Raw genomic sequence first — 26,072 nt, forward strand, 5'->3', positions numbered from 1 at the left:
GAAACCCGAACAATACAAACCGGGTTTCCGTTAAGTCATAGCGAAAAATATTCAAAACCGGTGCCAGCAGGAACAGCCCAAAGAAAGCGGCGCGGGTTGTCAGCCGCTTACTTTGTAGGGTGTCCTTGGGGTTCGCCTGCTGCACGGTCACAATTCAGCTCCAGATTAGCAGGGCCGGAAACCTGTTCCGGCCCTGCTAGGTTAAAGAATGGTGGGGTTAGGCGTCTTTCAGCGCAGGGCCGCTGTGAGCTTCCTCATCAAAGGACGCTTGTCCCTTGATAAAGAAGCTGCACAGGTACACCACAAGACCAGCCATGAAGAAGCAGCCAGCAATCATGCGAGCCCAGTAAAACAGTGCGATGTTGTCCTGGGTGGCCATGAACGACAGCGCTTCACCGCTCTCCGGAATACGTTGCAGCCAGATTTGCAGTATGCCCGCGCCAGTCAGGAACAGAGTGATAAACACCATGGAAATGGTCATCAGCCAGAAGCCCCACATTTCCACCACCTGGGCCGTATTGCTGTTGCCGTAGGGTCGGCCACGCATGATAGGCATGGCGTAGGAAATGATAGTAAGCACGATCATCACATAGGCTCCGAAGAACGCCATATGGCCGTGGGCCGCAGTGATCTGGCTGCCATGGGTATAGTAGTTTATCGGTGCCAGCGTATGCAGAAAGCCCCACACGCCTGCGCCCAGGAAGGCCATCACCGCTGTGCCCATAGCCCAGAGCGTGGCAGCCTTGTTGGGGTGGTTACGCTTGCGCCGGTTGATCATGGTGAAGGCAAACAGCACCATCATGAAAAACGGCAGGGGTTCCAGTGCCCCGAACACAGAGCCCAGCCACAGCCAGTACTCCGATGGCCCAATCCAGAAGTAGTGGTGCCCGGTGCCGATGATGCCGGTAATCAGCGCCATGGCAATAATGACGTACAGCCACTTCTCGATAACTTCTCTATCTACACCGGTGATTTTGATCAATACGAAGGCCAGGATGGCGCCCATGATCAGTTCCCATACACCTTCAACCCACAGGTGTATGACGAACCACCAGTAGTATTTGTCGGTAGCCAGGTTACTGGGGTTGTAAAAGGAGAACATCCACAGCGCTGCCAAGCCGATCAAACCGGTAATCAATATGATATTGACCACAGTTTTGCGGCCTCTGAGCGCAGTCATCATGATGTTGAATATGAACCCGACAAACACCAGGGCCAAGCCTATTTTGGTAATAGTGGGTTGTTCCAGAAACTCCCGGCCCATGGTGGGCAGCAGTTTATTCATGGTGATATCCGCCAGAGTGGCGTAATCCACAAACAGATAGCCAAGAATGGTGAGTGTGCCGGCAGCGGCGAAGACCCAGAACAGTATCCACGCAAGTAGCGGGCTGTAGAGCTCGGTTTGCGCTTCTTCTGGCACCAGATAGTAGGTGGCACCCATAAAGCCGAACAATAGCCACACGATCAGCAGGTTGGTGTGAACCATACGTGCAACGTTGAAGGGTATTTCCGGAAACAGAAAATCACCCACCACGTACTGCAAGCCCAGAATCAGGCCGAACACGATCTGACCGGCAAACAGAACCAGGGCGAAGACAAAGTAGGGCATCGCGACCCGTTGAGACTCGTATTTCATGTTTACTTCCTTAGCCTTCAATGTTGGGCGGCCAGTCGTTATCGTCGATCTTCGATGTCCATTCGAGGAATGAAGCCAGATCGTTGATTTCCTGGTCGGTCAGGTTGAATTGCGGCATTTGCCTGCGGCCAGGCACGTTGGTGGGCATGGCGTTCATCCAGGCGTTCATGTAAGCCTTGAATACGTCGCTATTGCCTGCGCCGCGGCGGTCGAACACGTTGGCGAGCTCTGGTGCAAAGTAAGCACCTTCACCCATGATGGAGTGACAACCAACACAGTTGTTGTTTTCCCAGACGTGTTTGCCTCGGACTACCTCCTCGGTAAGATTTTCTCTGTTATCTCGTTCGGGCATTGCCCGCGATTGAGTATCAAAAGTCAGAACCAGAAACAGCAGGATGAAGAACGTGCTTCCCCCCAAATATATGTTTCGGGCCATGCTTTTGGTAAAGCGTTCGGCCATTAGACTCTCTCCTTGGTGATTGTGGAATACTTGACTGCCCTACTAGGATATAAAGATGTATTCGCAATGCTGTTGACGATTATCAATCATGTCAAGAAATCACACTATTGCGCCGGGGAGTTACCTCTGGAGTGGTAGATGGTAGAATTCGCAGCCCGATTTTCCTGAATCTGCATGTCCGGAGCCATCATGGCCGCAGCGCTGGCGTTATTTATTAAGTTGATTCCGCTCTACGTAACCGTTGCGCTTGGCTGGGTGGCCGGCCGCTATCTTGAGGCGAGCGGCAAGCATATTGCCGGCATCATGCTCTACATCGTGACGCCGTCGGTGGTGTTTTCTGGCGTAATGGCGGCGCCACTCTCGCCAGAAGTTATTTTTCTACCCTTTTTGGTGTTCGGGTTTGCATCGGTGCTGGCTATCACCCACTTCCAATGGGCGCGGCGGGTGTTGACCGATGGCACCGCCAGTATCATTCCGCTGTGTGTGGGATCTGGCAATACAGGCTATTTCGGGGTGCCGGTGGCCTTGTTGCTGTTCGGCGAAGAAGGGTTGGCCATTTATATTGTGTGCATGTTGGGCGTTACCCTGTTTGAAAGCTCGGTGGGGTTCTACCTTGCCGCCCGTGGCCGGCATAATCTGAAAGAGTCTCTTTGGCGGGTGGCAAAACTGCCTTCTGTTTATGCTTTTTTGGTGGCTGTGGCGCTTAATCTTTCAGGTATTAGCATTCCTGATGTGTTTGTGCCTCTCTTTGACAACCTGCGCGGTGCTTACAGCATTCTGGGGATGATGATTATCGGTATGGGCATAAGCAGCTTTCGCGGGCTGGTGGGTAATCTGCGTTTTACGGCCTTTGCATTTTTTGGCAAGTTTGTGGCCTGGCCACTGCTTGCAACGGCATTCTGGTGGCTTGATTCGCAGGTTTTGGGCGTTTATGAGCCAGCGGTACACAAGGCTGTTTTCCTGATTTCCATTACCCCCATCGCCGCTAACACGGTGGTTATCGCAACGTTGTTGGATACCTCGCCCCGGCAGGCTGCAGGCACCGTCATGCTTAGCACGCTGTTTGCGCTGGTGTTTATTCCGGTGATGATTTCACTGGCCTTTTAGCCGGAGTCTGTTTTGCTGCTACAAGTGGCTATTAAGCCCTGTAGCTACCAGAGAGTAAGCAGTCAGCACACTGTTTTTTTAAAAGGGGAGGTCGCTCAGGTTTTACCCGGCCGGTGAGTGCCTGGCACGTGGCTTTCGTGACCAGAGGTTGTATCCGGCAAATCCTCCAGCTCAGCACTCAGGCCGCCCAGAATGCCGCATTCCTCTACCGTGCCCGCTTCAGAGCAGGCTTGCTGCAATTGCTGCAGGGTCTTCTCAAGGGTTTGGAGTTCCCTCAGGCGGTCTCTTACATGATTCAGGTGGTGAGCCAGAAGCGCATTCACTTCATGGCAGTCGGCTTCCGGATGCTCGGAAAGCCGGATCAGCTCCCGAATTTCCTCCTGAGTCATATCCAGATTACGACAGCGCTTGATGAACAGAAGGCGGTCCAGGTGGGCGTTGCGATAGGCACGGTAACCACTGGTATCCCGGTCTGGTGCTGGCAACAGGCCAATTTTTTCGTAGTACCGGATGGTTTCTACGGGAACGGATGAATGCTTGGCTATTTCTCCGATCTTCATGGTCTCTGTACGTCCTGCCGGGAATTGATCTGGCGAGTATCGCAACTCGATTACTTTGGATATGGTAGTTAACAAGCTTATCACTTGTAAATTGAGACAGGGAGAATCAACTTGCTGGAAAAGCTGCAACGTCGACTGGGACTGCAGACGATACCGGGCGTCTTTTTTACATCGGCAGGTATAGCCGCGCTTTTTGTGTTACTGGCCATACCTTACGATCAGGCGGTGGCCAATGCCTTCGGCGTGTTGACAGGCTGGGTTGCGCAAAATCTGGGCTGGTTTTACATCCTTTCGGTAACCTCCCTGCTGATTTTTCTGCTTGGGCTGGCCCTGAGTCGCTACGGCAAGATTCGCCTGGGGGCCGACGATTCCCGGCCGGATTATTCCAATCTGACCTGGTTCACCATGCTGTTTGCCGCAGGCATAGGCACCATACTGATGTTCTGGGGCGTGGCCGAACCTGTATCGCATCTGGCCCGCCCGCCGTTTGATGGGGTTGTAGCCAACAGCCAGCGTGCCGCCAGCGATGCCATGACCATTGCCCTTTATCATTTTGGCCTGCACACCTGGACGATCTTTGCCATGCCTGGCCTGGCCATTGGTTACTTTGCCTACCGGCATAACCTGCCCATGCGAATCAGCAGTCTTTTTTATCCCATGCTGGGCAAACGCATCTACGGCCCGTTGGGATGGGCAGTGGATGTGATTGCCGTTCTTGGCACTCTGTTTGGCGTGGCCACATCATTGGGGTTGGGCACCTTGCAGCTCAACAGCGGCCTGTCGTATCTGTTTGGCACGCCAACCGAAGGCTGGATCCAGGTGTTGTTGATTGCGGTCATTACCGGCATTGCCGCGGCCTCGGTGGCACTGGGGCTGGATAAGGGCGTGCGCCGTTTATCCCAGGTGAATATTGTGCTGGCGCTGCTATTGATTCTGTTTGTGGCGGTGGTGGGACCGACGGTGTTTATAGCCGAGGGCATGGTTCAGAGTGTGGGCAATTACTTTAAAGATCTGCCTTGGCTGGCGTTCTGGACAGAGACATTTGCGGAGACAGGCTGGCAGCGTCAATGGACACTGTTCTACTGGGCCTGGACCATCTCCTGGGCACCCTACGTGGGTATTTTCATTGCGCGAATTTCCCGGGGGCGCACCATTAGGGAATTTATTGCGGGCGTGCTGTTCGCACCCACGGTGTTCACCCTGGTGTGGTTTGGAGTGTTTGGTCTGTCGGCCATTAACGTTGAGATGAGCGGCCAGGTGGCGCTGGCAGAGCAGGTGCAGCAGGATCCTTCGGTGGCCATTTTTGCCTTCCTTGAGGCTTTTCCGCTGGCGGATATCGCGTCGCTGCTGAGCATCATTATTATCGTTATTTTCTTTACCACCTCGTCGGACTCTGCATCCCTGGTGATTGATATGCTCACCCGACGAGACGATCAGCCATCACTGGTGCGCCAGCGGATATTCTGGGCCACATCCCAGGGTATTATCGCGGCAACGCTGCTTCTGGCAGGTGGGCTGGATGCGCTGCAGAACGTGATTACCTCGCTGGGGTTGCCGTTTTGTGTACTTCTTATATTTATGGCGGTGTCGCTGTTCCGTGCGCTCAGGGCCGACCACCGTGGCTATTCCGTGAGCGAGTTGGTACAGGGGCGCGCATTCCCGCAGGTGGAAGCTGCCAGTGTACAGACACAGGAGGGTCAGAATGTATCGTAAGATATTGCTAGCCATAGACTACGAAGACGATGGCGAGGGCAAGCGGGCTCTGGACGAAGGCGTAAGGCTGCTCAGTGAGGGCGGGGAACTGCACCTGGCCACAATTTACGAACCGGGCGGTGCCGGCTTCTTCCCCCACGTATCCACAGAAACTCCTGCCGAGCGGGAAGCCGAGGTACGGGAGCAGCTAAGCCTGCTGGCGCGCAAATATCTGCCCATGCAGTACAGCGCCAAGCTGCACATCATTGCTGGCTCCCCGGGAGAAAAGCTGGTGGCGCTGGCGGCCAATATTGGTGCCGATCTGATTATTCTGGTGTCCAAGGGAGGCGGCGGCCGGTGGCCGCTGCGCCGGGCTACCAAGGAGTATGTGGTGATGAGCGCCTGTTGCGCCACACTGATTTTACCGCAAGATCTGGAGGAGCGCCGTGTAGAAAGAGAACCAGGCTCCGGCGCGTGAGCCCGACAAGTTTGAATGCACTGGTTGCTCAGGTGGCGGCATTAGCACCCGGCGGTATTGGGGCAGCCAGCGACTGCCCGTTCCCACTGGATGGTTACGTGCTGAATGTTGAACTCATGGTTCAGCATGTGGTTTGCCTTCTCGATAACCTCATCATCACTGCCCGTGTCCGGTTTTACCAGGTGCACAGTGAGCGCGTTTTCAGTGGTGCTAAGTGCCCAGATGTGCAGGTGATGGGCGGATTCCACTCCCGGCAGGGCCTGCAGTTTTTCAATAACATCGCCCGGGTTGATGCCCTTGGGAACGGCATCGACGGCCAGGTTTACGGAGTCCTTCAGCAAGCGCCAGGTGCCGATAAAAATCACCACGGCAATCACCAGGCTCACCACCGGGTCAATCCAGCGGGCATCGGTCAGCATGATTACCACACCGGCAACCACCACGCCCACAGATACCAGCGTATCTGCCGCCATGTGCAGGAAGGCGCCGCGAATGTTCAGATCCCCTTCCTGACCTTTGAGGAACAGCAGCATGGTGGCCCCGTTTACCAGTACGCCGATGCCGGCGACTACAATCACCGTTAAACCGGCCACGTCCGCCGGTTCGCTGAAGCGCCGGAGGGCCTCCCAGGCAATGCCGCCCACCGCCGCAATCAGAAACAGGGCATTGAACAACGCCGCCAGGATGGTGGTTTTTTTCAGGCCATAGGTGTTGCGGTCGGTGGCCTTGCGCCCTGCCAGCCAACTGGCCACCCAGGCCATTACCAATCCCAGCACATCACTCAGGTTATGACCGGCATCTGCTAGTAAGGCCAGGGAACCGGACAACACGCCGTAAACGGCTTCAATGATCACAAATCCCACATTAAGCAAAACCGCTATGGCAAAGGCCCGATTGTGGGTGTCGAAATGTTCTGCGTGGCTGTGACCGTGGCCATGAGTGTGAGTGTGCATGGAGATGCTTTTAACCTGTTGCGTGAATTTTGGCCTATTTAAAACCCTGTAGTTGATACAGGGTCAAGGCCTTGCTCATTAAACCCTGCTTGAACGACACCTTCGTGGTCAGGGTTTTTGCTTTCGGTTACGCCGGCAGCGCTCGCTGCAGTAACGGACACTATCCCAGTCATTGGCCCACTTCTTTCGCCAGGTAAACGGACGCTCACACACAGGGCATTTCTTTTCACGTAGGTGCAGTTTTTTGTGCATTGGGCCACTATGGTTTTACGTGAGTTTCGTTCGGGGGGGGTGGACGCTAACAGGGCATACGCCTTGGAAGCGCTTGAGGATTGTTTATGGATCAGGTGAGCGAAGATCTGAAAGTGCCTTCTGTACTTATTTTTGATTGGCACGGTACGCTCGTGGACACCCACGATGCCATGTTCAGTGCCATGGAGGAGATGCTGCCACAACTGGAAGAGTTGGGTCTTGTGGATCAGCTGTTGCCGGAAGAGCAGTGCCGCACCGGGGACGACGTTCGGTTGGTGCGTTACATTCGTATCTTCCGGCGTTTGCACCCGCGTATTCTGGCGGAACGGCGGGTGTCGCGAACGGATATATTCAACGCGGTGTTTGGTGACAACACGGAGGCAAAGCGGGTAGCACACCATGCCTATAATCAGGCTTACCGGCGTTATTTTGGGCAGGTTGTGCCGTTTCAGCCGGGTGCGTACGAATACCTGTGCGCCCTGCGCGCCATGGGAATACGGCTGGCGGTGGTCACCAATCGCAACCGGGAGTTCCTGGAAAAAGAGCTGCAAACGGTGGATGAAGGCCGCTGGCAGGATCTGTTTGAGGTGACCGTGTGTGCCGATGATGTCACCGAGTACAAACCCGACCCTCAGGTTATCAGCCGCGCCCTGGAGAAACTGGCACTGCCGGCGGACACAGATGTCTGGTATGTGGGCGACAGCTATGTGGACATGCAAACCGCCAGTCGCGCCGGTGTTGCCGGGGTTTTCTACAATGGTGCCTGCTGGGAGTCTGAGCGTATTCGTGGCTGGTTTTCCCGGCGCGACAGACCGCTTGCGGTGCTCGACAGCTTTGAGGTGCTGATGAACGTGCTGGCTTTTCTGGAGCGCAGCGAGCCGGACAGGTTCCGTTTTACGCCCGCCGAGGTTCGGCCTGAGCCGTTTCCGCCCCCACCCCGGCCTGAACCCCGCATAGAACCGGACTGGCACCCGGCAGTGGTGCGGCTGATTCGCCCGGAAATCGTTCTGTTCGACTGGCACGCCACACTGGTGGATACGCTGGATGCCATGTACCACGCCGTGGATGACATGTTCCCGGATTTTCACAAGCTCGGGTTAATGCAGCGAATGCTGGCGCCGGAAGACAGCAAAACCCCGGAAGACGCCAGGCTGGTAGCGTACGTTCAGGAGTTCGCCAAACTCCATCCCAAGGTAAAAGCCAACCGGAAGATCTCTCGCACGGACATTTTTGAAGTGCTCTTTGGGGATGATCAAGACGCAAAACAGATTGCTCATAAAGCGTTCAATCACCATTACCGCAATCATTACGGCACAGTAAAAGCCTTTGAAGCAAAAGTGCGGGCGGTGCTGGAAGGTTTGCGGCGGCTAGATATTCAGGTAGGAGTGATCACCAATCGCGATCGCGAGTTTTTCGAGCACGAGCTGGCAGCCGTTGAAGACACCGGTTGGGTGGAGTTGTTTGATGTGGATGTGTGTGGTGACGATACGCCCTTGCGCAAGCCGTATCCAGACCAGCTTTTACTAGCAGTAAAAAAGCTTGATTATCCACCTGACCCCAGTGTTTGGTATGTGGGTGACAGCACCACAGACGTGATTGCAGCCAAGCGCGCGGGCATGACGTCGGTGTTCTTTAACGGCGCGCAATGGGATCTGCCCTGGTTGACCCGAATATTTCCAGGTACCCACAAGCACCCTGATAAGCCAGATGTGGTGGTAAATGATTTCTCGGAGTTTTGGGCGCTGGTGCTTGCCTGTGAAGTGGGGCCGCCTTAAATGCCCATGGCCTTTTCAATATCCAGACCTAGAACAATTACCCCGTTTGGAGTGTGGTTGCTTCCAGGAATAACGGGCATGCTGACTGAGATCTGGAACCGTGTGGTTGAGTGGTCGTAGCGAATGGAAGAGATAAAAAATGCTTTTCGGTCGAGCGACTCTTCGGAAAGCTCTCCTCCGGCTACTTCCAGAAATTCCGGCTCGTCACCCTGCCAGAAATCAGAGGTGAGCTGGCTCATAGCTGTGATGGCGCCCATGTTATTGATCACCATTATTTCTGTGACCAAGCCCTGATGGGAGCTTTGCCAGGCTTTCAGGTTTTGTGATGCGGGCAGAGACAGAATGTGCGAGGCCAATGGCAGCTCGGTCTCTGGTGCCAAAGCCTGCCACTTGCTATCAATCGATAATATCTCGGCTAGGGATTCCTGCTTCGGGCCGGCCTTCAGGGCCGACTGTACGTCAACAAATTCTGTCAGTTCGGCAATCAGTGTTTTTGCGAGTTCTTCAATGTGCTTTGACTCCTGGCTAGACAGTGTCAATGTCTTTTCCATGCAGGCTGGAAGTGCCTGATTGAAGGCTGGCAAAAACTCCGGGTGTGTCGCGTCAAAGACTTTTGCAACATAAAGGTGCAGCGGAGCGTAGCGAAGAAACTGTGGGTTCAAGCTGTCTATGAAACTGTTGTTTTCGATGTTAAGCCCTTCCATTACCCGCTCATCTATTAATGCGGCATCAATTCGCTCTCGCTTTAGCAGTGCAGGCAATTGACTGGCAGAGACAACACCCAGGTACACAGTGTAGCCGTTTGCCTTTAACCAAGCCTCCTCATTGCCGCCGTCTACCACGCCGATACGGCGCTTGTCAGGCTTGGGCGTTGAGTTTGGAGTGAAAAAATACCACTTTTCCAGGGCAATCGGGTTGCTGCGGCGGGCAATAGAGTCCAGTTCTGCGGATGGGTCTGCGGCAAAATAACCATCTACGTCATTTCGTTTCAGCGAATAAATCGCGCGCTTTTGAGGCGCCAGAGTAATGTGTACAGGCCAGCCGGCCTGCTTTGCAGCACAGGTAACCGTTTCGACGGTTTCGCCGGTTATCGCCCTTTGTTTATCGCCGGTGGATTCAACGGACTGATAAGGTGGCGCTTCAAAGGTCACAAGATCTAGTTCAGCTGGCTGCGCCATACACACCTGAAAGATAAGCAGTGCCAAGATGCCAAATGCAAGTGGTCGGTATTCCATAGTGACCGTTTATTCCGTTTGTCTGCGAGTGATAAAGTATATAGGACACTAGCAGTTGCAAAGATTTTTTTCCTCTCTGTTTTCAAATATCGCCAATCTGAGCCAGTAGGTTATCAGCCCTTTTAAGTAGTGCTTTGCGTTTATCCGGCTTTTGCTTGTCCCAATTTCGATACATCATAGCCATGCGTGGGTTACGCTCAAACTCGTGTCTGTGGCGGTCGATGAAATGCCAGTACAGAGAATTGAATGGGCAGGCATCTGGCTCGGTACTTTTATTGACCTTGTAGTGGCAGTTGCTGCAGTGGTCAGACATGCGCTGAATGTACTTACCGCTGGCGGCGTAGGGTTTTGAGCCGAGATAACCGCCATCGGCGTGCATCACCATGCCCAGCACATTGGGTAGTTCTACCCAGTCGTAAGCATCCGCATAGACCGCCGGGTACCAGTCGCAGATTTCATCCGGTGTTACGCCTGCCCTGAATACCAGGCTCTTGCAGCGGTTTCACATACGGTGAGCGGATCAAGAAGGCCGCAGTTGATATAGGATGAAAGGATGGCGTGAAACAGCCAGTCTTCGCTGTCCGACATGGCATCCTGGTAGCCGCCGAAGCAGGGCAGGGCAAACTCGATGAAGTAATTCAGGGCGTTTTGAGCATCCTCTGGCGTTACCGCAAAGTGAAAGTCATCGGTAACGCCAAAGTGATCGGGAAAGTACCGCTCAACCAGATCAATTACTTCACGGGTTATGGTGTCTGGTTCTATCCGGAATGGTGCGGGGTCATTAACAGGCCGGTTTTGTGGCGCATTTCCCGGTAGAAGTATTCCATCCTTAGTTGCTTGCGACCTTCTGCCCAGTTAGCAAATTCCTGTTTGCTGGTAATAAAGCGGGTATCTGTACGGATTTCTACCGGAACGTTCAGGCTTTCCTGCCAGCGAGAGATCTTATCGTGCAGGCGCCATTCACCGCATTCTGTGGTAATAATTTTATCGGTGATTGGTATAACTGGCTTCTTCGTTCACCTCGGCCATAACGATTTTGTCAGTTTGAGGGTTCGCCCCGTCAAGTGCGCTGATATCGGTTGTTAACTGATCCCCAAGGACCAGGATTAGATTGGCCATGAAGAGTGCACTCCAGTGACTGGCGAATTTTGCCTTTAGGGTTGCTGAGACTGTTACCCAAAGGAGGTAGTCAGAATACGCCTTGAGCGTAAGAGTGCTTCAGACCCGGAACTGATAGAATACAGACATTCGTCAAAATGACTCGCATCAAGATGCGCGCCGCGGGCCCGGCATACAATGCGCCCGCGCCTCGGCTGGCCTTTCCCATTACACGCACAGAGTTTCTATTATGGCTTCCAATCCCGACTCACAGACTGCTGAATCCACACTTCCGGAGTTCATCTGGGATGATGCTCTAATCAAACGCTATGATCTCAGCGGGCCACGTTATACCTCCTATCCCACAGCCGTGGAATTCGAGCAAAACTACCCGGTGGAGCAGATGCTTGAGGCAGCGGCGCGCAGCAAAGCCAGTAACAGACCGCTGTCTTTGTATACCCACCTGCCGTTTTGTGCACACCTTTGTTATTACTGCGCCTGCAACAAGGTGATCACCAAAAAGTATGACAAGGCCATGCCCTATGTAGAGCGTGTTCTGAAAGAAGCGGCCATGCAGTCTGAACTGTTTGGTGCGAATCGTCCGGTAAAACAGTTGCATTGGGGCGGCGGTACACCAACCTTCTTGCCCAATGAAGTAATGCGGGAGTTAATGGAAGGCTACGCTGAGTTATTTAACCTGCAAAGCGGCGAAGAGCGCGATTATAGCGTGGAGATAGACCCGCGTGAGGTGGATCAGGATACCCTGCCGACCCTGTGGAAACTGGGCTTTAATCGCATCAGCCTGGGTGTACAGGATGTAAACCCTGAGGTTCAGAAAGCCGTTAACCGTATCCAACCCCGGGAAATGACCGAAGCGGTGCTGAGTGAGGCCCGTCAGCTAGGGTTTCGCTCTATCAACCTTGATCTGATATACGGCCTGCCGTATCAAACTCCGGAGAGCTTTGCGCAGACTCTGGAAGCGGTGCTTGAGATGTCGCCGGATAGACTGTCTGTGTTCAGTTATGCGCACCTGCCAGATCGTTTTTACCCCCAAACCCGGATCAAAAACGACACGCTGCCATCGCCACAGCAAAAATTGACTATTTTGCATAACACCATCAACCGCTTGCTCGAGGCGGGGTATGAATACATCGGTATGGATCACTTTGCCAAGCCGGATGACAGCCTGGCTGTGGCTCAGCGTGCCGGGCGTTTGCATAGAAACTTCCAGGGATACACCACTCACTCGGATTGTGATTTGGTGTCTTTGGGTGTGTCTGCCATTGGCCAGACCAATGATGCGTATTTTCAGAATAACCACGATTTACCTACCTGGGAAGCTGCGATCGACTCGGGTAATCTGGCGATTACCAAAGGCGTGAACCTGACCCGGGACGACCGCATTCGCCGCTGGGTCATCGGACAGCTAATTTGTCAGTTCCGTCTGGATCGTCGGCAGTTTTCAGCTGAGTGGCAGGAAGATTTCGATCACTATTTTGCAGATGAGCTCAGCCGTTTAAAGCCGATGATTGCTGATGAACTGGTTAGTGACAACGGCCGAGTGCTGCAGGTTGAGCCTGCGGGCCGGTTATTGATTCGCGCTATTTGCCAAATCTTTGATTTTTATCGCAAGGAGGGAGCGAGCCAGCGTTTTTCCCGCATCATCTGATTCATTTTGATCCGGGGCCGTCAGCGCCCCGGTTATTTCTTTGTGCTCTAAATACTGGACTCGCACCTGGATTTGGAGTAAGTTCTCCCCCTTCCTTACGGAAATTTCAGATTTATCGCCCTGATTTAACGGTTTTTGCTTTTAAAACCCTTTTCCGGCTTAACTTACGGCCAGAAAAATAGCCTCCGGCAACTGAACTCAGGGCTGAATAGGCTGCAAACATTATGACTACTAAACAAATTTCAAGATTATATATGCGTTTTCGCTTTCCATAGCGACCCTCACGCTTTGGTAAAATAGCGCCCTGCTTTTTACCGACACCACTACGGTGTTCCTTTCGATTGTCATTTTCCGCCTACCGCGGGTTTTGTTGAATGCTCGTGCCTCAGGTAATCGAACCTCCCGGGTCGTCACCTGTTTTGCTGGGCACGGCCGTTATAAAGAGGTCCCGATTTGAACGAGAATGGTTTTGTTCAGTTTTCGATACTGACGATTGTGTTATTGCTGGTCGCATTTTATGGCGGCACCTATTTGCTCACCCTGCTGATCCGCAAAAAAGAAGAAGACACCTCAGGCTTTATGGTTGCTGGCCATCAGGTAGGGTTTGGCATGGGTGCCGCAAGTATGACGGCTACCTGGATTTGGGCCGCATCTTTTTACGCTGCGGCCACATCAGGCTACACCTACGGTGTCTCGGGACCCATACACTACGGCCTATGGGGCGCGTTGATGATTCTGTTCATCTACCCATTTGGCAGACGTTTTCGCCGATTGGCCCCGAATGGCCACACCCTGGGTGAGCTGATTCACGCACGCCACGGGTCTTCCAGCCAGTTGATCCTGGCCGGTTCCAACATTCTTGGCAGCATTATCAGCCTGATGGTGAACTTTACCGCGGCTGGTGCCTTGGTATCGATTCTGTCGCCTCTATCGTTCCAGACGGGTGTGATCGTTGCCGGGATTGGTGTACTTAGCTACACGCTAACCTCCGGCTTCCGCGCGTCTGTTTTCACAGATTTTGCCCAGCTTGTTGCGCTGATGGCCATCACGGTTGTCATCATTCCGGCTGTATTGTTCTCTGTGGGTGGTCCATCTGTGATGGTCGACGGCCTGCAAAACCTGACCGAACAGCAGGGAGACTTCTTCTCTATTGATGCGATTATGAGCCAGGGGGCGCCCTTCTTCGTGGCGGTACTTGCTTATGCCATTGGTAATCAGACTATTTCGCAGCGCCTGTTTGCGGTTCGCGAAAAGCACATAAAACGCACATTTGTGACGGCAACACTGGGTTACGGCGCCATTGTTATTGGTTTGGGCATGATTGGCCTGATGGCTCTTACCGTGGGCATGGAGCCAATCAACGGCAACATGAACAACCTGATCCCGCAAATGGTCTCTACGTATCTGCCGACAGCCTTTGTGGCTCTGTTCTTTGTATTGGTTATCGGTGCCTTGTCGTCAACAGCTGACTCTGATTTATCGGCGCTGTCGACCATTGTGATGGCGGATATCTATGGCAAAAACATTGCCAAGGACAATCCTGACCCCAAGAAAATGCTGTTTATCGGGCGCATTACCATGATTGTGGCAACCGTTGCTGGCCTGATTTTCGCGAGCTTCTCCCTGGACATTCTTGTGATGCTGGTGTTTGTCGGCGCGCTTTGGGGGGCCATTGTGTTCCCGGTTATTGTCAGTTGCTACTGGGACAGGGTAACCAACGCAGCGTTTACCTGGTCGGTGGTTGTTGCCATGGCCCTGTTCTGCATCGCACGGTTTGAACTGCTCGAAATGACGGGTATTACTGTGTTGTTTTTCGAAATACTGGCCTCTGTAGGCGGTGCTGTGGTGTTCGGAATGATGGCGTTCGGCTTCTTTGGGCGTGTGGTAGGCCTGTTGGTCGGCGCGGTTGCCGGCGTATTGATGCTTGTGTATGCCACCGGCTTCCTGCGTGACTACATGGTTTTGACAGCCTCGCTGACAGCCTATGGCACCAGTGCTGTTGTGTGCACGGCTATGACGTTGTTCAACAAAGAAAGGTTTGATTTTGACTTGATTAACCAGCGTGTCGGTAACTACGACGACGTTGAAAATGAAGATGAATCCACGATGATTCCAGAAGGAGCACACTAATGAGTGAACTCGCATACGGTACTTATATCCTGGTTTGGCCTGCCCTGACGCTGGGTGTTCTGGCGGTTATTTGCAGCGCGGTTCTTAAAGACGCGGTTCAGGCGCGTAAGTCAGATAGTGGTATGGTCTGACGCCAGTAGTTAGAAAGTATATGTACGAAACGGGGGCCTGCGGGCCCCCGCTTTTTTTTTAGCTTACAGAACTCAGGCATTTGAAACCTTAAATTCATTAGCTAAATCCTGGAGCTGCCGGGCCAATTCTGCCTGCTCTGCGGTAACCTGGGAAATTTCCTGCGACCCTGTCAGCGTTAATATTGCCACGCCACTTACGGCTTCCATGTTCCCCGCCAGCTCCCGGGTTACGGCAACTTGCTGTTCAGATGCTGCGGCTATTTGAGTGGCCATGTTCGAAATGTTGTTAACATCCCCCAAGATGGCAACGAAGGTTTGCTCCAGCTCTGAGGATTGCTCGCTGGTCTCATTGGCAAGCTTTTGGCTGGCGCTGATCGAGCGACTGGCATTGTTGGTGATCACCTTGAAACCATTAATAATGTCTTCAATCTGGGCAGTAGATTCGTGTGTCTGGCGGGCCAACGTACGAACCTCATCGGCAACCACGGCAAACCCGCGGCCATGCTCTCCGGCTCTGGCGGCCTCAATGGCAGCGTTCAGGGCTAGCAGATTGGTTTGGTCGGCTACCTTACGAATCACATCTGCCACCTCCACAATGCTGCTGCTACGGTTTTCCAGCTCTGCAATGACCTCGCTTACGTCTTTCACAGACTGGGCGAGAGAATGTATGCCGCGCACGCTGCCCTGTAAAACCTCTTCGCCAGCCCGACTTCTCTCCATAACGTTACCGGCGGCATCTGCCACTTGTTGGGTGTTCTGGGAGATCTGCTCTGAAGTCGCAGACATTTCCTCAGTAGCTGCAGCAACTTGCTCTATCTGCTCCTGCTGGCTCTTCGCCTGAGTGGTGTTCTGGCCAGCTGTTGCGCTGGTCTCTTCTGTGGCGGCAGCAAGCTGCACACTGGCCCCATCGATATGTTGAAGAGCAGCGCCAAACCGACCGAATAGTTCATTGATTGCTTGCCCGATGGTGCCTATCTCATCTTTGCTGGATATGTGGATCGGTTGCGAGAGATCCTTGTTGTCCATGGCAAACCTGACGCCGTCGAGCAGGCTATTGATTTGCCGATTGATGGCGCTGACCATCAGTAGCATAAGAGCAAACACAGCGACAATAGCCGTGACTGCAATAGCTGACGCTATAAGCAGGTCCTGGCGGGCATTGGCTACGCTTTGAGAGGCCGCCATTGAGGTGTTGTGGAGTAATGAATCACGCACGCTGTTCAGATTGGCAAGACGCTGGGTAGTGGTGTCAAACCACTCCACCGAGTCCAGGGCATACATGCCAGAAGGGCTGCTGAATAAAGTATTCCGCTTTTCCTGAAGATTACGGCTTTCGGTTGTTGCAGGCAGTTTTTTAAGCCGGCTAAGCAGACTTGAATCCGAAGGTAACATGGCTGCAGCCTCGCGGATAAATGCCTCTTGATGGCCCCCAAACGCGGCGATATTTCTGATGGCTGGCAGATCAAAGTCTCCGCTGCTAATTAGCGCCGCTCCAGCCGCGCGCTCTTTGCCGGCCGATTCTGCCGCCTCTGCCAGAGTGTAATAGGCATTGATATCTCGAGTTAGACCCGGGTCGGTGGAGCGTGAAATTATCAGGGGGATCCGGCCAAGCAACCCGGTAATCAGCTGTGTATAACCTGACCCGGCTTCATTGCTATTTGCGGAGCGGCTATCGACGCTGTTGCGAAGTTGATTAAGGGTGGCCAGATCTTGCTCCACCGACTGAATGCTACTGGCAACCTCAGAGCTAAAGCTTGTTTCCTGTTTAAGGTTAGCAATGCGGGAGCGGTAGCCTGAAAGGCGGCCACTGGTTTGGCGGCGCTGGTTGGTTAAGGCCTGTTCGGCCAGCCGTGCGGCATTTTGATCCGAACCACTTGAAAGCACTACGGCAGAGCGACCACGTTCTTTCTGCAGTGTTTCGATCAGCGGGTCGCCGATATCAGCCAGCTGGACCAGCGAGCGCAACTGGCGCATATCGCTTAATTGCCCCAAGTTTAACGCAATACTTTCAACAGCAAAGTAGACGATCACCAGCAAGGCGGGCATCACGAGCGTGATTAGTTTTCCTCGCATGGAGAAGTTGTTGATAATGTTTTTCACGGGAAACCCTCGCGTTTGTGAGTGACGCCTATTGTGGGCAAGTGTAGCGATCAGTGCCATTCATAGTACGAGGTAGCTGTGGTGGTAGGGCTGTATTCATAACGCTTTGTTATTAAATGTTAATCCCTCAATTTTTAACAGAAAATTGTGGCTATAGGTAATGGTGCGTGGAGTATTGCTTAATGGGTATTTATAGGGTGCATAACGAGTACCTTCGATTCTGCTGACAAAGGTCAATGCCGTGGAAGCGCACCCAACGTATGGTTTGTAGAACCTTTAGTTGGAGAGAGCCCATGGAACTTGTTTGTCCGGCTGGCAGTTTACCGGCATTGAAAACAGCGGTAGATAACGGTGCCAATGCGGTGTATTTGGGGTTTAAAGACAGCACCAATGCCCGCCAGTTTGCTGGCCTTAATTTCAACGAAAAACGGGCAGGTGAGGGCATTGAATACGCGCATAAAAAAGGCGCCAGAGTGTTCTGTGCCATCAACACCTACCCGCAACCAGACGGCTGGGAAACCTGGAAAGGGGCTGTCGACCGGGCTGCTGCCTTAGGGGTAGACGCCATTATTCTGGCCGATATGGGCCTGCTGGAGTATGCGGCAAAAAGGCATCCTCAGGTTCACCGGCACCTTTCCGTTCAGGGCTCGGCCACCAGCTACGAAGCTCTGCGTTTCTACAAGGACAACTTTGATATTCGCCGCGCTGTATTGCCCCGTGTGTTATCTATAGATCAGGTTCGCGGCGTGGCGAAACACAGCCCGGTAGAGCTGGAGGTTTTTGCCTTTGGCAGTCTTTGCATCATGGCGGAAGGGCGGTGTTATCTTTCTTCCTATCTGACAGATGAATCCCCCAACACCCGTGGGGCCTGCTCACCAGCCAAGGCTGTGCGCTGGCAGGAAACCCCGAGTGGCCTGGAATCTCGCCTGAATAATGTGCTTATCGACCGATACGGCAAGGGCGAGTCTGCCGGCTATCCGACACTGTGCAAAGGGCGATTTGATGTGGAGGGCAGCGTTTACCATGCCATCGAAGAACCGGTGAGCCTGAATACGCTGGATCTTTTGCCGGAGCTGAAAGAACTGGGCATTAGTGCTGTAAAAATTGAAGGCCGTCAGCGCAGCCCTGCCTATATTGCCGATGTTGCCTGCACCTGGCGCCAAGCCTTGAACAAACTGGATACGGAGGGTGAAGGGTTTTGTGCAGATCCTGCCTGGAACAGCACGCTGGCGGGCCTGTCTGAAGGTGGTTTAACCACCATCGGCGCCTATCACCGCAAATGGAAATAAGGCTGAACTACCCATGATGAAGCTCTCCCTGGGCCCGATTCTCTGGTTCTGGTCCAAACAAACCGTGTTTGATTTTTACGCCAACGCTGCCGCATGGCCGGTTGATACTGTGTACCTGGGCGAAACTGTGTGTTCCCGCCGCCGTGAGCTAAAGTTAGCGGATTGGCTGGACATTGCCAGTGTGCTCAAGGATTCTGGCAAGCAGGTGGTGCTCTCAACACAAACGTTGATTGAATCCGAGGCAGATTTACGGGCATTGCGCAAAATCTGTAGTCAGCAGGAGTATCTGGTAGAGGCTAACGATCAAAGTGCTCTGCAACTGGCCACTCAAAATAACCTGCCGTTTGTAACCGGTCCGTCCATGAATATCTACAACAGCGCAACGTTAAAACTGTTAGCAAAACAGGGCCTGAAAGGCTGGAACCTGCCGGTAGAACTGGGCCGTGACACTCTGCGCCAACTGATTGCTGAGTTAAAAGAAGACGGGCTGGATTTAGCCGCAGAGGTGTTCGCTTGGGGCTTTCTCCCTTTAGCGTGGTCGTCTCGCTGCTTTACTGCACGGCATTACAACCTGCCCAAAGACAACTGCGAGTTTCGCTGTCTGCAGCACCCGGATGGCATGGAGTTGCGCTCCCGCGAATCCCAAGAGTTGTTTCGCTTGAATGGCACTTCCACATTGTCTGGTGCGCGTTACGACTTGATGCGGGAAGTGCCCGATATGGAACAGATGGGGGTATCTACCGTGCGCCTAAGTCCAGAGCATCAGGGCATGGGTGAAGTGGTTCGCCGTTTTGATCAGGCTCGTCGGGGTGAAGTGCCAGCGACCGACCCGCTGCAGTTGGTTGAAGCGCCGCCGTGCAATGGGTATTGGTATGGAAAACCGGGGATGGATTTGGTTCCTTCCTGAGCGAAATGCATAAGCAGTAAAATAAATGATTTTTATTGAAACTCTTTAGAGTCGCGTATATAGTGTTTTTGTCTTTATATGCCACTATATGTTGTGTTTTTAGTGGCGGGGATCCGGTGAGAGTCCGGAACTGACGCGATTCCAGGAGGAACATCATGCCAGCCATCCCCGTAGCCCCCGAGCCAACAGAACCCTTTTTGCTAGATATCTCGGCAACGATCAGTGAGTACCTTCAGCGCAGCGACTGGCGAGTAAATGCCAACGCCAATCAGGGCTATTCCCTGGGCGGCCTGATCCTGAATACTGCCGGTAAAGTTATCGCTAACTACTGGCTTAACGATGTTTACACTCCGAGCATCGGCCAGGCACACCGCAACGCAGACCTTCACATACACGATTTGGACATGCTCAGTGGCTACTGTGCCGGCTGGTCTTTGCGCACCCTGTTGCATGAAGGCCTGAACGGTGTGCCCGGCAAGGTGGAATCTGCTCCGCCCAAGCACTTATCGAGCGCCATCGGGCAGATGGTGAACTTTCTCGGCACCCTGCAGAATGAATGGGCAGGCGCCCAAGCCTTCAGTTCTTTTGATACCTATCTGGCACCGTTTATTCGCCGGGATAAACTGAGTTATGAAACGGTACTTCAGTGTATTCAGGAGTTCGTCTACAACCTTAACGTACCCTCGCGCTGGGGCACTCAAACGCCGTTTACCAACATCACGTTTGATTGGGTGTGCCCGGAAGATCTCCGGGAGCAGATACCGATCATTGCCGGGGAGGAAATGCCTTTTAGCTACGGCGATCTGCAATTAGAAATGGATATGATTAACCGGGCTTACATTGAGGTTATGGCCGCTGGAGACAGTAAGAACCGAGTATTTACCTTCCCGATTCCCACCTACAACATCACTCGAGATTTCGATTGGGAATCCGAAAATGCCCAGCGTCTGTTTGATATGACGGCTCGGTATGGCCTGCCGTACTTTCAAAACTTCCTGAATTCAGACCTTGAGCCCAGCATGGTTCGTTCTATGTGTTGTCGCCTGCAACTAGACCTAAGGGAACTGCTAAAGCGTGGCAACGGCTTGTTTGGTTCAGCAGAGCAAACCGGCTCTCTTGGGGTGGCAACCATTAACTGTGCTCGGCTGGGCTATCTCTACAAAGGGCGTAAGCAAGCTTTGTATGAACGGCTAGATGAATTGATGGAGTTGGCCCGGGATAGTTTGGAAACCAAGCGCCAGGTGATTGATAGGCATATGGCTGAAGGCCTGCTGCCCTATAGCAAGCGCTATTTGGGTATCCTGCGAAACCATTTTTCGACCATTGGGGTGAATGGCCTGAATGAGATGATCCGGAACTATTCCGACGATCAGGAAGACATAGCCTCTGAATGGGGAAAAGCGTTTGCGCTGGATTTGCTAAACCACGTTCGGGAACGAATGAAAGTGTTCCAAGAAGAGACAGGTAACCTCTACAACCTTGAAGCCACCCCAGCGGAAGGCACCACCTACCGTTTTGCTAAAGAAGATCAAAAGCGCTACCCGGGAATCCTGCAGGCGGGTACGCACGACGCACCCTATTACACTAATTCCAGTCAGTTACCCGTTGGCTTTACCGACGACCCCTTTGAAGCCCTGGATTTGCAGGACGAACTGCAAACTCGCTACACCGGCGGCACGGTGCTGCATTTGTATATGCGGGAGCGTATCAGCGATGCCACTACCTGTGCCCGGTTTGTTCGGCGGGTGTTGGAGAATTACCGGCTGCCGTATATCACGGTTACGCCTACCTTTTCCATCTGCCCCGTGCACGGTTATCTGAACGGTGAGCACGAATTCTGCCCTAAATGTGATGAGTTGTTGATGGCTGACCAGCCACTGCCGGTATCAGCCATTGCTTAAGCCCCGGAGCATGGCTCCGATATAGCCGAAAGGCGATGGCTAACAAAATTGCCTTTCGGATTTTCCCGAGAAGAGAGTGTTAAGGAGAACATTATGGAAAACCAAAAGCTTCCGAATGAACATCAGCGCCAACGTTGTGAGGTATGGACACGGGTGATGGGCTATCACCGCCCGGTTTCTGCCTTCAACAAAGGTAAGCAATCCGAGCACCGCGAACGTACCCACTTCAGGGAGCGTTGATATGCCTGCGGATAACCTGGTGATAGGTGGCATGGTAACCTTTTCCGCCGTTGATTATCCGCAACACTTAGCGACAACCCTGTTCCTGCAGGGTTGTCCTTGGCGTTGCCATTACTGCCATAACCCTCACTTGATACCCCGGCATTCAGACCAACAAAGTATCACCTGGCAAAAGGTGCGTCGCCATCTTGAAGGGCGCCGGGGCCTCTTGGATGCAGTGGTGTTCAGCGGAGGCGAGCCTACTACCCAGAAAGCACTGTTGCCTGCCCTTCAACAAACCCGAGAGATGGGCTTCAAAAACGCGTTGCATACCGGCGCACCTAACCTGAGTTTGTTGAAACCCCTGCTACCTTGGCTAGATTGGGTGGGGTTAGACATTAAAGCTATGCCAGCAGATTATGAGGCAGTTACCACTCGCCGTCGCTCTGGGTCTGAAAGCTGGGCTGCTATTGCGGAGCTTCAGCAAGCCGGAGTGGATTTCGAATGCAGGATGACCTGGCACCGGGCGTTGCATTCGTGGGAGCAAGTGGTATCTATTGGCGAATTACTGTCCTTGAAAGGGGTTTCGAAATTTGCGATTCAGGTCGCTCGCGGGGAGCAGATGCTTAATCCAGCTATTGGTGATAGCCGGGTTTGCGCGGAACATAAGCGATGGATCAGAGAGGCGTTAGAATCAAATTTTGATGTTTGTGAAATGCGCTCCTCTGTGTAGGTTATTGTTACATTTCCGTACACCTTTCACTCTATAAGGTTTATATAATATGAACCTAATCAGTTGGTGGAGTTGAAGTATGTTTTTTGGGCGGTACAAAAAACAGATTGAAGTGCTTGAGCAACAACTGTCTACGGCCAGGGAAAGCGAAAAAAAGCTCTGCGAAGACAAGCACTTTCTTGAGGTCCAGCTCGAGGAGAAAACCAAGGCGCTGCAAAAAGTAACGGCCCAGCAGGCGCTTGGTCGTCGATTAATGTCGGGGCTTGGCCAGTTTGGTAGCTCTTTAAGTGAACTTAAAGGCTCATTTGGTGAGCTATCGCAGCTTTTAGGCTCGCGCCGTAATGAAGCTCTGAAAACCCGGGATGAGTCTGGCCAAGTAAAAGACGGGATGGTGTCTCTTGTGGAAAGACTGGGTAGCGCACGAAAAAGCGCGGCCAACTCGGCTCAGGAAATGGAGTCTCTGGAAACAGAAACCAGTAGCATCACATCGCTGGTAGATGTGATAGAGGGTGTTTCGGAGCAAACATCACTGTTGGCACTGAACGCCAGCATTGAGGCAGCCCGTGCCGGTGAGCATGGGCGCGGGTTCAGTGTCGTGGCAACAGAGGTTAGAAGCCTCGCGTTTCGGGCGGGGGAGGCCACCAAGGAAATCGAAGGCGCCATCTCCCGTATTCGGGCGCAAACCCAAACCGTTGCCGGGGCCAGCCGTTACAACAGCGAGGAAATGGAAACCTTGGCCACAGAGGCAGAGAGCGCACGCGACCGGCTGCTTACGCTGATTGATCTGGCTAGCACGTCCTCAGAAGCCTTGGGCAACGCAGCTTTACTGTCTGAGATCGAATTAGCCAACCTTGAAGAGCTGGAAATTAAACTTACAGTGTATCAAATTCTGGCCGGGCTTTGTGACAGAACGGCAGACAGCTTGCCCAGCGAAACCGAATGCCGTCTCGGGCAATGGTATTACGAAGGTGACGGCAACAAACAGTATGCGGGCCAAATGAACTTTCAAGCAATTGAAGAGCCGCACCGGCTGGTGCATGTTTATGCAAAGGATGCTGTGCGCGCACATCACGAAGGTCGCCCAGACGATTCCTTGAAAGCCCTGGAGTTAATGGAGGCTAACAATCTGGACGTTATGGGCCGATTGCGCCGCCTTGTTTCAGTGGGGTAGGTCCAAATAGCCGTCCCTCCCAGTTTTCGACTTGTTGCGTTTCAAGGCGTTGTTTTGCGAGGTAACGAAGATTGGGGGAGAGCTCTTTCATCTCTGCCATATTTGTAAGGGCGCTCTTATCCATGGTGTTTTCGTAAAGCACAGACAATATTCGGCTTAAGGGCCAGTCTTCATGGGGCCGTTCCTTGAGTATCAGCGAGTCTTCCTTGCAGACCATGCCAGGCTGCAACACCCGGTAGTACCATCCTGTTCTGAGGCTACGTTGTAGTCGGCGGGACATATCCGGTATGCCAAAGCGCAAGTTCAGCCGCCAGCAAGGTTGGCGTGGCTGAGACACCTGAATAATAGCTTCTCCAAATTCGTATATATCTCCGGCACATACATCCGATTCCGTAAACCCTTCGGTAACCAGGTTTTCGCCAAAGGCGCCTGGCAGGCAGTGCGCTGAGGCTGGGGCGGGAAGCGAAGTTTGCAGGCGGATATAGTGGTCGGAGGCAAAGTGGTGCAGCGCTTTTTCGGGGCCTCCATGGTGACGTTTGTCACCTTGCTGGTCATCGCTTAGGCCATTTTCGCCCAGGTAGGCAGATTCAATGTCCCGTTTGTGAATGCCCGTTAGCGTTTCGGTGCCTGCAAGCCTGGTCAGGCTGCCTGTCCGTAGTTGCTTGATTTCAATTATTTTTGCCATGTTAGTCTCCCAGAGTGTCCTGAAATGAAGAGGCTATCACCAGACAGACATCATGGCACCGGCGCCAAGAATCAGCGACCCTCCCACTTCAGCTACGACCAATGAGATCATAAATCCGTGAACGATCCACGGTGGCAGTGTCATGCTGCCCAGTCGGTGAGGCTTACGAAGTTGGTTGCTGGTGTCGCGCAGCACGCCATGAATAACATAGGTACCAATAGCCAGGGCAAAAAAGCCCAGGGCACAGAGGGCAGCCAGCGTGTTCAACCAGTCCGGGTACGCGCTATGGCTGGCAAGCCAGCCCAGAAGCATGGCGGCAAAGCTGTACATGAGCGAGCTGCGGTGGGCAATGTCTACGTACCTTGGCGCGGCAGCTTTCGGGCTGCGGGCCATGCTCCAGTATTTCCAGATACCGGTTAACAGCCCCGTCATGAAAAAAACAAAGGTAGCCGTCAGGCAGAGTTTTTCAGCCAGTGTCATTGGGTTTTATCCTTCCAGTCTGCATGACCACTAAGTAAGTCCGCATGGGTGTCGGTTTAGAGGGTTTAACTGTTTATGTCTGAACCATCTCACAGGGCCATGCAGATTTGATATGGCTATAGTGGCATAAGGCCTCAGAAGAAAAGCAATTGACGGATATTGAAATCCCATTCCAGGCTATCCAGAAGATTTTTCAAGGCAAGCCCTAGCTCGGTATCCCCTTCGATCATCAGGAGTCGTTGGAAAAACAGCTGGTCTGGGTCTTGCTGGCGCGCGGAAAGCGTTTTGAAGGCAGAAAGAGAGCCTCGAATGGTGGCTTCGCCGGGGCCGTCCAGCACCCGCAGTCGGCCAGCCCAAAAACCAAACGTGATGCCAGGGTGGCCTCCGTTTACTTCCAGCCGAATGCGACGACCTTCAAAATCGTCAAACTCACCTTCAGCAATGGCTTCGGCAAAGACCCGGTTCAGGGGTGCTTCTGCAACCAGTTGTTTTATCGGAATAGGAATAGAACGGTCGATCGCTCCGAGTAAAGGAAATGGCGAAGGCAAGTATTCAGTAAGCAATGCAGCGGTATCACTGGCCAGGGATCTGGTGGGTAGAGGCAGAGCCATGGAAAAGGGCAGGGCGGCAGGTAAGGGCAAAGCCATAGTCAACTCCGAGCAGTGAATTCAGTCTGCCCAGAGTAACCAAAATGTCGAACATTTGATTTGATATAGCTCAGCCCTTGTGCAAGCCCTCTTCTACTGCCCATACGGCGACTTCTACCCGTGAGCGCAGGCTAAGTTTTTTCAGTAGGTGTTTTACGTGTACTTTTACCGTGCCGTCGCTGATGTCCAGCTTGCGGCCGATCATCTTGTTGGAAAGCCCTTCGGCGATCAGCCGCAGGATGTCTTTTTCCCGTGGTGTGAGGCTGTCGAAATCTGGCCGCGAAGCCTGCTGGGGCTTGTTGGATCGCAAAGCCTCGGCAAGAAGAGTGGTTAGCCGATCACTGATCACCATTTTACCCACCGCAGCTTGGTGCAGCTGAGCAACCATGTCTTCCGGCTCCATATCCTTCAAAAGATACCCGTCGGCACCGGCACGCAGAGCAGCAACCACGTCGTCTTCCTGGTCTGATACGGTAAACATGACAATGCGTGAGCTTATGTTCAGTTCCCGCAGTTTTTTCAGGGCGTCGATGCCGCTGACTTCCGGCATGTTGAGATCCATCAGGATGAGGTCAGGCTCAAGTTCAGTTGCTATGCGAATTCCGTCGGTAGCGTTGCTGGCCTCGCCTGCTACAACCATGTCACTTTCCATCTCGATAAGTTGCTTGATGCCTTGGCGCAGCAGCGGGTGATCGTCTATCAGCAATATGCTTGCGGGTGTGTCAGATGGTGTATCAGACATGGTACTTCGTTTCCTCTCTCTT

General features: G+C 53.1%; 24 protein-coding genes and 2 pseudogenes. 13 read left to right on the forward strand and 13 right to left on the reverse strand.

The window, feature by feature from the left end; translation table 11 throughout:
• Positions 1-217 precede the first annotated feature (217 nt).
• On the reverse strand, positions 218-1,636 hold the full coding sequence (locus ACTHYN_RS04915) for a cbb3-type cytochrome c oxidase subunit I (RefSeq protein ID WP_441811358.1): 1,419 nt from the start codon (positions 1,634-1,636) through the stop codon (positions 218-220).
• 10 nt (positions 1,637-1,646) lie between these two features.
• Positions 1,647-2,096 (reverse strand): c-type cytochrome, encoded by a 450-nt coding sequence (locus ACTHYN_RS04920; RefSeq protein ID WP_441811359.1) that lies wholly within the window; start codon positions 2,094-2,096, stop codon positions 1,647-1,649.
• Positions 2,097-2,285: 189 nt separating this feature from the next.
• On the opposite strand from ACTHYN_RS04920, the gene ACTHYN_RS04925 reads away from it, so the two are divergent.
• A complete protein-coding gene (locus ACTHYN_RS04925) occupies positions 2,286-3,203 on the forward strand; it encodes an AEC family transporter (protein WP_441811360.1) in 918 nt (305 codons plus the stop codon).
• A gap of 95 nt (positions 3,204-3,298) precedes the next feature.
• Here the strand turns inward: ACTHYN_RS04925 and cadR are convergent, their stop codons facing one another.
• On the reverse strand, positions 3,299-3,763 hold the full coding sequence (gene cadR / locus ACTHYN_RS04930; protein WP_441811361.1) for a Cd(II)/Pb(II)-responsive transcriptional regulator: 465 nt from the start codon (positions 3,761-3,763) through the stop codon (positions 3,299-3,301).
• Positions 3,764-3,874: 111 nt separating this feature from the next.
• Between cadR and ACTHYN_RS04935 the strand changes: the two genes are divergently transcribed.
• The gene (locus ACTHYN_RS04935) at positions 3,875-5,476 is read left to right on the forward strand and encodes a BCCT family transporter (protein ID WP_441811362.1); all 1,602 of its coding nucleotides are present in this window, start codon (positions 3,875-3,877) and stop codon (positions 5,474-5,476) included.
• A complete protein-coding gene (locus ACTHYN_RS04940; RefSeq protein ID WP_441811363.1) occupies positions 5,466-5,933 on the forward strand; it encodes a universal stress protein in 468 nt (155 codons plus the stop codon). Before ACTHYN_RS04935 ends, ACTHYN_RS04940 begins: the two co-directional genes overlap by 11 nt.
• Before the next feature lie 41 nt (positions 5,934-5,974).
• On the opposite strand, the gene ACTHYN_RS04945 is transcribed toward ACTHYN_RS04940, so the two are convergent.
• Together ACTHYN_RS04945 and ACTHYN_RS04950 are read right to left on the reverse strand one after the other, a co-directional pair.
• The gene (locus tag ACTHYN_RS04945; RefSeq protein ID WP_441811364.1) at positions 5,975-6,886 is read right to left on the reverse strand and encodes a cation diffusion facilitator family transporter; all 912 of its coding nucleotides are present in this window, start codon (positions 6,884-6,886) and stop codon (positions 5,975-5,977) included.
• A gap of 108 nt (positions 6,887-6,994) precedes the next feature.
• On the reverse strand, positions 6,995-7,138 hold the full coding sequence (locus tag ACTHYN_RS04950) for a DUF2256 domain-containing protein (protein ID WP_441811365.1): 144 nt from the start codon (positions 7,136-7,138) through the stop codon (positions 6,995-6,997).
• Positions 7,139-7,224: 86 nt separating this feature from the next.
• Here ACTHYN_RS04950 and ACTHYN_RS04955 point away from each other — a divergent pair, with 86 nt between their 5' ends.
• Positions 7,225-8,913 carry an HAD family hydrolase gene (locus ACTHYN_RS04955; protein ID WP_441811366.1) on the forward strand — a complete coding sequence of 563 codons (1,689 nt, stop codon included), beginning with the start codon at positions 7,225-7,227 and terminating at the stop codon, positions 8,911-8,913.
• Here ACTHYN_RS04955 and ACTHYN_RS04960 read toward each other — a convergent pair.
• The 3 genes and pseudogenes from ACTHYN_RS04960 to ACTHYN_RS04970 all read right to left on the reverse strand — a co-directional run bounded on the left by ACTHYN_RS04960 (position 8,910) and on the right by ACTHYN_RS04970 (position 11,267).
• Positions 8,910-10,148: a substrate-binding periplasmic protein gene (locus ACTHYN_RS04960; RefSeq protein ID WP_441811367.1), complete on the reverse strand. Its 1,239-nt coding sequence runs from the start codon at positions 10,146-10,148 to the stop codon at positions 8,910-8,912. The two genes, ACTHYN_RS04955 and ACTHYN_RS04960, sit on opposite strands and share 4 nt — an antisense overlap.
• Before the next feature lie 82 nt (positions 10,149-10,230).
• Positions 10,231-11,122 (reverse strand): annotated as a pseudogene (locus ACTHYN_RS04965) (cryptochrome/photolyase family protein); the annotation flags it as partial.
• Between the two features lie 10 nt (positions 11,123-11,132).
• Positions 11,133-11,267, reverse strand: coding sequence for a cryptochrome/photolyase family protein (locus ACTHYN_RS04970; RefSeq protein WP_441811368.1), 135 nt, complete (start codon positions 11,265-11,267; stop codon positions 11,133-11,135).
• A gap of 229 nt (positions 11,268-11,496) precedes the next feature.
• Here ACTHYN_RS04970 and hemN point away from each other — a divergent pair, with 229 nt between their 5' ends.
• The 3 genes from hemN to ACTHYN_RS04985 all read left to right on the forward strand — a co-directional run bounded on the left by hemN (position 11,497) and on the right by ACTHYN_RS04985 (position 15,176).
• On the forward strand, positions 11,497-12,915 hold the full coding sequence (gene hemN, locus ACTHYN_RS04975; RefSeq protein ID WP_441811369.1) for an oxygen-independent coproporphyrinogen III oxidase: 1,419 nt from the start codon (positions 11,497-11,499) through the stop codon (positions 12,913-12,915).
• A 453-nt stretch (positions 12,916-13,368) separates the two neighbouring features.
• On the forward strand, positions 13,369-15,045 hold the full coding sequence (locus ACTHYN_RS04980) for a sodium:solute symporter family protein (protein ID WP_441811370.1): 1,677 nt from the start codon (positions 13,369-13,371) through the stop codon (positions 15,043-15,045).
• Positions 15,045-15,176, forward strand: a complete 132-nt coding sequence (locus ACTHYN_RS04985) for a putative transporter small subunit (RefSeq protein WP_441811371.1) — start codon at positions 15,045-15,047, stop codon at positions 15,174-15,176. The genes ACTHYN_RS04980 and ACTHYN_RS04985 overlap by 1 nt, the downstream gene beginning before the upstream one ends.
• A gap of 72 nt (positions 15,177-15,248) precedes the next feature.
• Here the strand turns inward: ACTHYN_RS04985 and ACTHYN_RS04990 are convergent, their stop codons facing one another.
• Positions 15,249-17,276, reverse strand: coding sequence for a methyl-accepting chemotaxis protein (locus tag ACTHYN_RS04990; RefSeq protein WP_441811372.1), 2,028 nt, complete (start codon positions 17,274-17,276; stop codon positions 15,249-15,251).
• 293 nt (positions 17,277-17,569) lie between these two features.
• Between ACTHYN_RS04990 and ubiU the strand changes: the two genes are divergently transcribed.
• The 6 genes and pseudogenes from ubiU (at position 17,570) to ACTHYN_RS05020 (ending at position 23,496) form a co-directional block, all read left to right on the forward strand.
• Entirely contained in the window at positions 17,570-18,565 is a 996-nt protein-coding gene (ubiU, locus tag ACTHYN_RS04995; protein WP_441811373.1) for a ubiquinone anaerobic biosynthesis protein UbiU, read from the forward strand.
• 13 nt (positions 18,566-18,578) lie between these two features.
• Positions 18,579-19,472 (forward strand): U32 family peptidase, encoded by an 894-nt coding sequence (locus tag ACTHYN_RS05000; protein WP_441811374.1) that lies wholly within the window; start codon positions 18,579-18,581, stop codon positions 19,470-19,472.
• Positions 19,473-19,681: 209 nt separating this feature from the next.
• Positions 19,682-21,373, forward strand: a pseudogene (locus ACTHYN_RS05005) (ribonucleoside triphosphate reductase); the annotation flags it as partial.
• A gap of 93 nt (positions 21,374-21,466) precedes the next feature.
• Positions 21,467-21,613, forward strand: a complete 147-nt coding sequence (gene nrdD, locus ACTHYN_RS05010) for an anaerobic ribonucleoside-triphosphate reductase (protein WP_096280261.1) — start codon at positions 21,467-21,469, stop codon at positions 21,611-21,613.
• Between the two features lies 1 nt (position 21,614).
• Positions 21,615-22,325 carry an anaerobic ribonucleoside-triphosphate reductase activating protein gene (locus tag ACTHYN_RS05015; RefSeq protein ID WP_441811375.1) on the forward strand — a complete coding sequence of 237 codons (711 nt, stop codon included), beginning with the start codon at positions 21,615-21,617 and terminating at the stop codon, positions 22,323-22,325.
• Positions 22,326-22,404: 79 nt separating this feature from the next.
• A complete protein-coding gene (locus ACTHYN_RS05020) occupies positions 22,405-23,496 on the forward strand; it encodes a methyl-accepting chemotaxis protein (protein ID WP_441811376.1) in 1,092 nt (363 codons plus the stop codon).
• Here the strand turns inward: ACTHYN_RS05020 and ACTHYN_RS05025 are convergent.
• The 4 genes from ACTHYN_RS05025 to narL form a co-directional block, all read right to left on the reverse strand.
• The gene (locus tag ACTHYN_RS05025) at positions 23,459-24,181 is read right to left on the reverse strand and encodes an MOSC domain-containing protein (protein ID WP_441811377.1); all 723 of its coding nucleotides are present in this window, start codon (positions 24,179-24,181) and stop codon (positions 23,459-23,461) included. The genes ACTHYN_RS05020 and ACTHYN_RS05025 overlap by 38 nt on opposite strands.
• Positions 24,182-24,217: 36 nt before the next feature.
• Positions 24,218-24,661: a hypothetical protein gene (locus tag ACTHYN_RS05030; RefSeq protein ID WP_441811378.1), complete on the reverse strand. Its 444-nt coding sequence runs from the start codon at positions 24,659-24,661 to the stop codon at positions 24,218-24,220.
• A gap of 134 nt (positions 24,662-24,795) precedes the next feature.
• Positions 24,796-25,308, reverse strand: a complete 513-nt coding sequence (ubiT, locus tag ACTHYN_RS05035) for a ubiquinone anaerobic biosynthesis accessory factor UbiT (protein WP_441811379.1) — start codon at positions 25,306-25,308, stop codon at positions 24,796-24,798.
• A 70-nt stretch (positions 25,309-25,378) separates the two neighbouring features.
• Complete coding sequence (gene narL, locus ACTHYN_RS05040; protein ID WP_441811380.1) at positions 25,379-26,050, reverse strand: two-component system response regulator NarL; 672 nt, start codon at positions 26,048-26,050, stop codon at positions 25,379-25,381.
• Between the last annotated feature and the right edge of the window lie 22 nt (positions 26,051-26,072).

This window comes from Marinobacter sp., assembly GCF_052091845.1.
Taxonomy (GTDB): domain Bacteria; phylum Pseudomonadota; class Gammaproteobacteria; order Pseudomonadales; family Oleiphilaceae; genus Marinobacter.